The sequence below is a fragment of the Hydrotalea lipotrueae genome (genome assembly GCF_019249625.1).
Taxonomy (GTDB): Bacteria; Bacteroidota; Bacteroidia; order Chitinophagales; family Chitinophagaceae; genus Hydrotalea; species Hydrotalea flava.
This window is the reverse complement of record NZ_JAESDL010000043.1, coordinates 1-10,144: the sequence shown is the minus strand read 5'-3', so window position 1 is coordinate 10,144 and position 10,144 is coordinate 1. Positions and strand designations below refer to the sequence as shown.

The window sequence follows — 10,144 nt, the reverse complement described above, 5'->3', positions numbered from 1 at the left end:
CCTGCAACCTTTTTTATCCGCATTTGTTCATAAACTATTGATCCCATTGTGTTCGATTCGTTTTTGAGGAACGACTATTTATTGTTATTGCATTTGTAGGGATGGCTTTTTTTGATATTACTCCATTTATATACGCTGAAAAATATTTAGCAATGAAATACTGCAATAGCATTATTCATTTTTTGTTTCAATACTATCGGTTTCAGCGGCTTTTAAAAGCAAGGGTAAAATTGTTCCCATCATATTTTTCTCTGCATAAATTGGCATGGTTGAACCTCCACGCTTTAAATAAATTTCTTCACCTTTTTTATTGTAAATAATATTGGTTGGATAAACGGGCATACCTTTTAATAAAATATCCGTTTGAGTACTATCAATAGCATACACAGGAAATTGTATGTGGTATCTTTTAATAAATGCTTTTATGGTATCTACTGATTCGCTGGCAAATGAAAAAAACTGAATGTTTTTATTGCCCTGTAGGGTAGCATATAATTTGTTCAATGCCGGAAATTCTGCAATACAAGGGGGACAATTAGCAAACCAATAATTGGCAAAAATAACTTTGTCTTTGGTATCTTTTGCGGAAACCTGCTGCATGGTGTGAAAAATGGAGCCATCTGCTATTTTGTTTTGAGGTACACTATCTTGTTGTATCTCAGTGTTATTATTGACTTTACCTCGTAATAGTTTTAATTTTATTTCGGGTTTATTGTCATTAAATGATTTCACTAAAAAATGCCTATGGCCAAGTAATAGCGTATCGCCAATAAAATGGTTGGTAAAAGATTTTTTATTGTTGATATAGATGGTAGTATAACCTGTATTTAAAAAGCTGTCAGTGCAACAACCTCTCACAAATAATAAATTCAAATTTTCTTTTTTATATTTAAATATGCCACTATAGCCCATTCCGAAGCCCAATGAAATAATGGTATGTAGCAAATTCCGATCATACATTTTTATATTAACAGCACCATAAATTGGATGAAGGTTGGGGATGTTTGTTGTTTGCGTTATTATTTTTTGTATGGTAAAATAATTTACATTGTTATTGAGTGGGCTTGTATAGTTTTCTGATAAGTCAATTATTCTGTCATCTGTAAATTGCTGGTTGTTGTTGGCGTCAATTACTAAAATATAATTTCCATTTATTTTTTTCCCTAATAAGATATGTAACTTTTCAAAAGTGGTTGAGTCATTTTTTTCTATTTCATATTTAATCTGCTTTTGTAAATGCTGATTCCAATTTTTATTAATAGTTAATTTAGGAAAAAAATTATATACTTCTGTAAAAATAATGGCAGAGTCAATACCTAATTCATTTAATAAAAGTTTATCCTTGCATGGGTTGCCTCTATGATAAATTGTTTGAATGTTATACTGATTAAAGGGTATTTGCACTTGTTTTAGTGCGACAGCGTAGTTGACCTTCCACAAACTGCAACTATAAATTAAAAAGCAATTTATGCATAACATTATCCATTTTTGATGATACAAGTTCATGTTCTTAAAATTTAAATGTAAATAGGTTATTTAATGTTGACTTAAATCACCTATTTAAAATAGTACTACTTGATACCTGGGCAAGGAGTTAAGTTGCCATTACAAGTTAATCCTACGTTGTTTTCTGCGGTGCAGTTTTTGCTCGATCCGCAAATACTCGGATTAGTTGGTCCGGTACATACGGGCAAACAGTTTCATAACCACCCACAATTTGTTTCATTTCATCCTTTGTTAAAGATTTCATTTGTTAACTTTTTTTAATGTGATTAAATATTCCTTTTTTATTCCGGTAAGGAAAGTGTAACCGGTTCAATGGCCAATGAAAGCAATTTGCCAAACCTTCCGGACGATCAATAAATAATGCAGTACAATAATATACGTTTTTTTTGGAAACGGCAATTAGGGAATCCTTAGAATTTTTGCTATTTACTTCGTGTATGAATTAGCCGATGTGCACCCAATTCATGTTCAAAAGCAAAACATTCGTTGAGCGATTCCATTGTATAATTTTTTACATTTACTTTAAATATAATTTGTTAATTGAATACCGTTACTTTACTGAACCACTGCTTTTTGATACCATTCCAGCTTTGATTCATAAGTATGTAAAACAGCAGGTGAAAAATCAGGATGCTCTTTTAAAGATGTAATGGCTTTCTCTGCTGACGCTATGGACTTTGTTTTATTTTTTGCCCGCCAATACCATTCTGCCATCTCTTCATAATATTTGGGTAGGGACGCTAATTCCGGATAAGGAAACTGATGAACGTATAATTGATAGGCCTCTGCCCCCAATGCATACATGGCTGTTGGCAATTTTTTCGGCGTTTTGTAATTTTTAATATTGTACACAATACTACTTGCAATAGCAGCTGCATTTGCACTTTGTAATGCTTTTTTCCCATACTCTAAGGCAGCCGGAACATTGGTTTGTAGCAGTACATACAATGTGTAATCTACCACCAACGGTTCATATTTTAATTGCGGTTCTTTCTCAATGAAATGATTGATATAAGCAAGTATAGAGTCGGGCTGTTCTTTCCTGAGTGGAATATTCAAATCTTTATTTTCATTCACTATATCTTCATTGCCCATAAAATTTCTTAATTCATGGTAAAGAGAATCGGTTAGTCTTTTTATATGAAAGGATATATTTCTTTCATATAGAGCCTGATGAATATTCCATTGTTGGTGGATGATTTTAGTAGCCACCTGCTCAAAATATTGCGGATCTCCAATCCAGGCAATTGCTCCTCTTCCGTTCACCACCATAATTTTAGGAATACTGCCATCACCACATGCTTTTAGCCATTTATTTTCAATTTGTGCATCTTCATCTACAGCTACCGAATAATCCATACGGTTACCCATGCTATCCACAATTTTTTTTATTTTTTCTATAGGTGTTTTGGCTTCATAAACAGTAATGGATACAATTTCTATATCACCCCTGTGTTTTCTGGCAAATGCAGTTAATTTTGGCATAGCAGCTATGCAAGGTTTACACCAAGTTGCCCAAAATTCAATGGCATATAGCTTACCGGTTTCAAAAGTTTGAAACGGAGTTCCTTTTAGCCATGTACTTACTTGAAGTGGCGGTGCAGGGTCGCCAATATTCAGGGTAACTGAATCCATATTTTGTGCCCTGCTGTTCACACTTATGAACCACAGCATGATGAATAATATAATTGTTGATAGGTAATTAAACTTCAGTTGCATAATTCATGGGTTAGTTGTATAGCTGATTAGAGAAAATATCAGTTACTGATTCAAACAACTTGGGAAAAATACACTTACCTTTTACAAAGGTATATAATGCCACAGTATCAATTTGTTGCATACTATGGCAAATATTTAAATCATTAATATACTGAAACACAATAGCATTTTCCGGTAGACGGACTTGAGTGTCAAGTGCCTGCAAGCTTTCCAATCATGCAACTACCCATGCAATTTGCTGCACAACCTGATGCATCATTGCTTCCACCTTTAATTTGTTTCATTTCATTTTTTGAAAGTTTACCTTTCAGATCTGTGAGACTCATTTTTTTTATAATTTTAAATTTTTGAAGTTAAAAATATGCCTGTTAGTTCTACAGGCAACCCTTGCGCAATAGGTAACATAAAAATATAAACAATTTTTGAATAGTATGTGTAGGGGAAGCCCTACAATTTTAATTTCTATTGATAATTTTTAAAAAATTTTCATAAAAACGTTGTAACAAGCGTTTGTCAGCTGTTATAATAGAAGCTTGTGCAGTTAAACCTTCTCTATACTGCAAGGCCTCATAGTAATTCGTTGCTAAGCCATTTACTAAATTTACTTTCGCCATATAGCCACTATCGGTTGGAATGGCTGAAATAAAAGAGATTCTACCCTCTACATAACCATATTCCTGATAGGGATAAGCATTTAACTTCAATAAAACCTTTTGCCGGGTTTTTACTTTCCCAAAATTTGTTTGTGGAATATTAATAATGGCATATACAGCGGCATGCTTTCCTGCATATTGTAAATGGTAGGTATAGAAATAATGTTGTTGGGGTGATGTGTTTGTTTTATTTTTTATATATATGGTTAAAGAATCACCGGGCATAATGAAACAGTAATGCCCCATTCCATCAAAAATATACCCACTACAGGTGTCATTGATGGCATACCTGCAGGTGGTGGAGGCCATACTGTCATTTTTAACAAATTGCGTTATTTTCCTTTTGAAAAAACTGATCGGGAGTAGTCATCAGGCCAGAATAGTTTGGTTTTAATAAATCGAATGCAGCCGAATCTTTTAATTCAGATGATAGGGTATATATATACCGAACTGTAAATGCTTTTTGGGCCCTGGTTGTTTGAAAGCAGCATAAAGCAATCAATAAAGTTATAATAAATTGTTTCATTGAAGATAATTGATGATGTATTCAAAATTATTTCAAATAATTATTGATAAATTTCTTCACTTCTTCTAAGTTTCCTGAATTTTTAAAAAGTATAATTCCATCTCTATCAACCAAAAGATGTAATGGATAACTGGTGGCATTCACTTTATTTTGAAAATTTTTGTTGATGTCAAAATAATTTGGCCATCTTGCATTATTTTTAATTAAAATACTTTTTGCTAATTTTATTCTTTCCGGTTTATTTTCGTCAGTAACTGAAATGAAATGAATACCCTTGTCTTTATATTGATGATACATAGCAACAATTGTTGGCATTGCTTTAATACATGGCAGGCAGGTGGTAGACCAATAATCTATGAATGTTAATAGATAGTTGTTAAAATATTTTTTTGTTAAAATATTTTTTCCGTCAAAATTTATATTAGGAAACTTTTTGCCAATCAATGTTGAATCTTCGTTTCTAAGCTTTTTTTCGAATTCTTTAAAAAGTTCGGTTTTTTTGAAATTATCAGAAAATAATGATAAGTTATCTAAATAGATGTGGTTAAAATTATATAGCGTATAATCATAAACTATTTCCCAAAATGCAACATATGAGTTGTTGTTATATTTTATATAATTGCCAATTCTCTCTTCTTTTTTTTGTAAATCTGTTAAACTGTCAAGGTTATTTCCGTTTATGTGAACATATAAATCTGAAAATAATTTTTTAAAATGGGCATATTCATCGTTAATCGATGAATGTATATTCACTTCATAGGCATTAAAGCTATCTGGTAATTGTATTTTATGGAAACCACTATCTAAAAAAAATGTAGAAGTTACATATACCTGTTTTGTTTTGGTGTTAAAATATTGAAATGATAATGGGATAGGGTATTGAAATTCACCTTCCAGTAAATTTTTGTTTTGTATGATGATTTGATAGGCAGATTGTTCAAAGCCAAATTGTTTTCCAAAATCCGTAATGTATTGATTGGTATCTAAATGGTATTTATAAAAATCTTCATACCCCTTTCTGACAATTTGAGGTGAAATGATTAATTTATCATTTATAAATGTTGGCGCTTCAAGCTCAATTTTGAATTTTACTTGTGCAAACAAAAACGTAGGGTTAATCAATATCAATAAAACATAATAAAAAAGTTTCATCCTATGTTAATTTGTTTTCTGTATTTTTTGATTAAAAATCATTCTTGTCCGGCAAAACTTAAAATAAAAATTACTGTAATACTTTGCTGTAAAGAATTACAGGCTAAAAAATGATTGTTTCAAAATTTTAGGGAGTACCCCTTTTTTGAAATCGACTGAAATATAGTTCTGTTAAGGGTTTAAACAATTAGTTTATGATTTTAGACGGACAATATTGAAAAATAGTATACAAATACAGGTAGCTTAACTATTTCACTACCTGTATTGTATTTCATTAATTGCTGCAGCATCTTCCAGCGCTATCATAGCAGCAATTGTTTGTTGAATAGCAACAAGCTACCATATAACCATAACAAACATCACATTTTCTAGGTCCGCTTCCTGCCTTAATTTGTTTCATTTCATTTTTTGAGAGTTTACCTCTGAGATCTGTGAGACTCAGTTTTTTCATAATTTTAAAATTTTTGAAGTTAACAATATACCTGTAAGTTCTACAGGTAACCCTTGCGCAATAGGTTACATAAAAATATAAACAATTTTTGAATAGTATGTGTAGGGGAAGCCCTACAATTTTAATTTCTATTGATAATTTTTAAAAAATTTTCATAAAAACGTTGTAACAAGCGTTTGTCAGCTGTTATAATAGAAGCTTGTGCAGTTAAACCTTCTCTGTATTGCAAAGCCTTATTATAATTCGTTTTTAAGCCATTTACTAAATTTACTTTCGCCATATAGCCACTATCGGTTGGAATGGCTGAAATAAAAGAGATCCTACCCTCTATATAGCCAAATTCCTGATAGGGATAAGCATTTAACTTCAATAAAACTTTTTGCCGGGTTTTTACTTTCCCAAAATTTGTTTGTGGAACATTAATGATGGCATAATACTTGCTATTATTGGGGTTAATATAACAAATAACTTGTCCGGCTTGTATCTGCTGATTTTCCTCTGTGAATGATGCGAAAGATATGATGCCATTTACAGAGGCAACTAAAATATATTTTTTCATCCAATCATCTACCTGACTTTTAAGGGTATTCAATGTTTGTAAGTATATGATTTTTTGTTGTTGAATTGTATTGCTTAACTCAGCTAATTCTTTTTGTTTATCATTTTTTAAAGATTCATTTGAAACAATTGTTGCATTTATTTGTGGTATGGTTAACTGCTTATTTATCAACTTACTGGCTTCAGTGCGATAATCAAAATCAGAAATTACTTTATCTTTTTTCAGGGATTCATTTGCATGAAAAGTTTTTTCGGAAAGCTGTAAATCTTGTTCCATTAATTTTTTTTGGGCTAATAATATGGTGTGTAATCGTTCTATATTTATTAGATCCTTTTCCAGCATTTCATATTTTTTTGTATAAAATCCATTAGGTAAATATGCTTTAAAACTCAAATTGGCTTGCATAAAATTTTGATAGCTGCTTTGTAATTCACCAAGATTTTCAATATCATTTTTAAACGATTGAACTGCTTTAGTAAATTGATTTGAAGAAATTGCTGAAAGTGCATTGTCAATTTCATTTTTAACATACAAAACATCTACATGTTTCCCTGTCGCTTCCATATAAGCAATCATATCTCCCTTTTTAACATAGTCCCCCTCTTTTTTTAATAATTTAATCAGTTTCCCACTGCTTACACTCACTATTGGCTTAGGTGCATTGATTGAAGTTAGCTTAGCAGGCGTTGTTATAATATCTGGATATTTTATAAACCAACACAAAATAAAAAATATGATTAACATGAAAAAAAATAAAAGTGTCCCCCATTTAACTAAAAATGATGGTTTTTCTGATATGATTTCATCAATTAATGAATTATTTTCTTCAATAACCAAATACTTATTGTTATAAGCTTCAATTTTTTTTCCTTTATTTTGGAAGGAATTTGATTGATTATTTTCCAAGTTCTAACTGATTTTTTACAAGTTCAAAATAGTAGCCTTTCAAAGCAGATAATGCTTCGTGATTCCCTTCTTCAACAATTTCACCTTTATTTAATACGATAATTTTATCTGCATTTTTAACTGTGCTTAGCCTATGTGCAACAATAATTACAGTTTTGTTTTTAAAAAATCTTTGCAGGTTTTCTAAAATTTCTTTTTCGTTATTGGCATCTAAGGCATTAGTCGCTTCATCAAAAAAAATAATTTTTGGATCTTTATATATAACACGGGCTATAGCAATTCTTTGTCTTTGTCCTCCACTAATATTAGTACCTTCTGCCCCTAATTTCGTATAAAATCCTAATGGAAGAGATTCTATAAAAGAGAGAATATTGGCCGATTTACAGGCTTGCGTTAATTGATTGAATTGTATATTTTCATCGGTGATAGTTATGTTTTTTCTGATAGTATCATTAAATAAAAAATTTTCTTGCATTACTGCACCACAATTCCTCCTCCATAATTTAGCACTAATATTTTTAAAATTCATATCCCCCAGATATATATCCCCATTATAATTCTCATAAAATTTAAGTAATAATTTTATTAAGGTGGTTTTTCCGCTGCCACTCATTCCCACAATAGCTGTAATTTTTCCTTTTGGAATGGTCAATGAAATATTTTTAAGTACTGGTTCATTACCGGCTTCCGGATAAGTGAAGGATAAATTTTTTAAAATTATATCATGATTTACAGGTAAGTAATTAATATATTTTTTTTGTGTAGGTTCTTCATCTTCCAATTGATGGATATCATTCAATCTTTCTAGTGAAATTTTGGCATCCTGAGCCTGTTGTGTAAATCCTATTAATTGTTCAACAGGACTGTTTAGCTGGCCAAGAATATATTGTATTGCCAACATAGCACCCAATGTTAAATTGCCTTCAATAACTAATTTTGCAACTAAAAATGTTATAATGATGTTTTTACCCTGATTAATTAAAAATGCACCTATTTGCTGTGTTTGGTTTAGCGATAGTGATTTAAAATTAATTTTAAACAAACCAGCCTGTAAACCTTCCCATGCCCATCTAAAATTATGTTCTGCATTGTTAAGTTTTATTTCCTGCATACCATATACCAATTGCATAGTTGCATTGTTTTCTTTAGCTGCAATGGCAAACCTTTTGTAATCTAATGATCTTCTAATTTTTAAGAAAAGCTTGATCCATAGCAAATACAATACACTACTCAAACCAAACACCACAAATACACTTGTATTGTATGTGAGTAAAACAATTGAAAATATAAATAAATTAATAATACTAAAAAGCGTATTTAATGCAGTTCCTGTTAAAAAACTTTCAATTCTATGATGGTCATTAATTCTTTGTAAAATATCGCCCGGATGTTTGCTGTCAAAAAATGACATTGGTAATTTCAATAATTTAGCCCAATAGGCAGAAAGTAAAACTACATTTATATTTGTACTAATGTGTAATAAAATTTTATTTCTAATAAATTCAACAATTGTTTGTGAAAAGAGCAACATAAGTTGTGCACCTAAAACAATTTGAATAAAATTAAGATTTCTTGTATTGATGCCAGTATCTACAATGCTTTGGGTTAAGTATGGGAATATCAGTTGTATCAGGCTTCCCATGAATAACCCTATCAATAATTGAATGATTGCGGATTGATGTTTTTTTGTATATTGTAACAGTGTATACCAACTGATTGTTCTCTCTTTTGTTTTTTCGTTTTCTGATATACTGTCCCATTGTACTGTAGGTGTTAAGATGAGTGCAATCCCTTTTTCGTTTCCTGCTTCATTTGTGGGCAACCAGGCATGTAAAAAGTCTTCTTTCTTTAAACTTATAATACCTTTGGCTGGATCCGCAATATAGATTTTATTTTTTTTTGCTTTTGGAAGTAACACTACAAAGTGGGCTTGTTCCCAATGTAAAATTGCCGGTAAGGTGATATCTTCCATTATTTGTTGAAAGCTTAATTTTGCACCAATTGCTTTAAAGCCTATAGATTCTGCTGCCTCTGCTAAGCCTAATAAAGAAGCGCCCTCTTTGCCATATTGTGTTTTCTGTCTAAAATAATCTAAGCTGATATTTTTTCCATAATATCTTGCAATCATTCTAAGGCAGGTAGGCCCACAATCCATTGCATCTAATTGTTTGTAAAATGGAAAATTTCTTTTCATAATCTTTTAAAATGGCCTAATTGCCTTTTTTATAATCAGCTGTTTGATATTGGTTATGATTAGTTCCTGGTATAAATCATAATATTCATTTACCACTTGTTTGTTAAAGTATTTCTTGCACTCATGAAGAATAGATTGAATAGACCTTTTTGTTTTTAATAATTTATAAATGCAGTATTCAATTTCATCTATATCATAAATTGAAATTATATTATTGTCTATTTCCTGAACTACAAGATTTATAAACTTTCCACTTTTGAGTTTAATGTTTTCATAATAATTAATTCCAAATCGCACATGTGCATTATAAATTTCTGCCCAGTTAAATTTGTTTTTAAAAATAAAACTTGAATTTGTAGTAATTAATTTTTTATAATAAAAATTATCATAATCTGAAAATAATGTACAATACCATTTTTGAGCATTTAAATCACGTATATACAAATCCTTTACAGAACCTGTCTCTTATACACATCTC

7 protein-coding genes are annotated in these 10,144 nt (G+C 30.7%); all 7 read right to left on the bottom strand.

The window, feature by feature from the left end:
* Window positions 1-171: 171 nt before the first annotated feature.
* The 7 genes from JK139_RS15790 to JK139_RS14940 all read right to left on the bottom strand — a co-directional run bounded on the left by JK139_RS15790 (window position 172) and on the right by JK139_RS14940 (window position 9,666).
* On the bottom strand, window positions 172-1,404 hold the full coding sequence (locus tag JK139_RS15790) for a TlpA family protein disulfide reductase (protein ID WP_074417647.1): 1,233 nt from the start codon (window positions 1,402-1,404) through the stop codon (window positions 172-174).
* A gap of 657 nt (window positions 1,405-2,061) precedes the next feature.
* Window positions 2,062-3,180 carry a TlpA family protein disulfide reductase gene (locus tag JK139_RS14965; protein ID WP_218332038.1) on the bottom strand — a complete coding sequence of 373 codons (1,119 nt, stop codon included), beginning with the start codon at window positions 3,178-3,180 and terminating at the stop codon, window positions 2,062-2,064.
* A 236-nt stretch (window positions 3,181-3,416) separates the two neighbouring features.
* Window positions 3,417-3,560, bottom strand: a complete 144-nt coding sequence (locus JK139_RS15925; protein WP_287101479.1) for a TIGR04149 family rSAM-modified RiPP — start codon at window positions 3,558-3,560, stop codon at window positions 3,417-3,419.
* A 120-nt stretch (window positions 3,561-3,680) separates the two neighbouring features.
* On the bottom strand, window positions 3,681-4,187 hold the full coding sequence (locus tag JK139_RS14955; RefSeq protein WP_218332036.1) for an HlyD family efflux transporter periplasmic adaptor subunit: 507 nt from the start codon (window positions 4,185-4,187) through the stop codon (window positions 3,681-3,683).
* Between the two features lie 244 nt (window positions 4,188-4,431).
* Window positions 4,432-5,556, bottom strand: coding sequence for a TlpA family protein disulfide reductase (locus JK139_RS14950; protein ID WP_218332034.1), 1,125 nt, complete (start codon window positions 5,554-5,556; stop codon window positions 4,432-4,434).
* Window positions 5,557-6,128: 572 nt separating this feature from the next.
* Window positions 6,129-7,472 (bottom strand): HlyD family secretion protein, encoded by a 1,344-nt coding sequence (locus JK139_RS14945; protein ID WP_218332032.1) that lies wholly within the window; start codon window positions 7,470-7,472, stop codon window positions 6,129-6,131.
* A complete protein-coding gene (locus JK139_RS14940; RefSeq protein WP_218332030.1) occupies window positions 7,462-9,666 on the bottom strand; it encodes a peptidase domain-containing ABC transporter in 2,205 nt (734 codons plus the stop codon). The genes JK139_RS14945 and JK139_RS14940 overlap by 11 nt, the downstream gene beginning before the upstream one ends.
* Window positions 9,667-10,144: the final 478 nt, after the last annotated feature.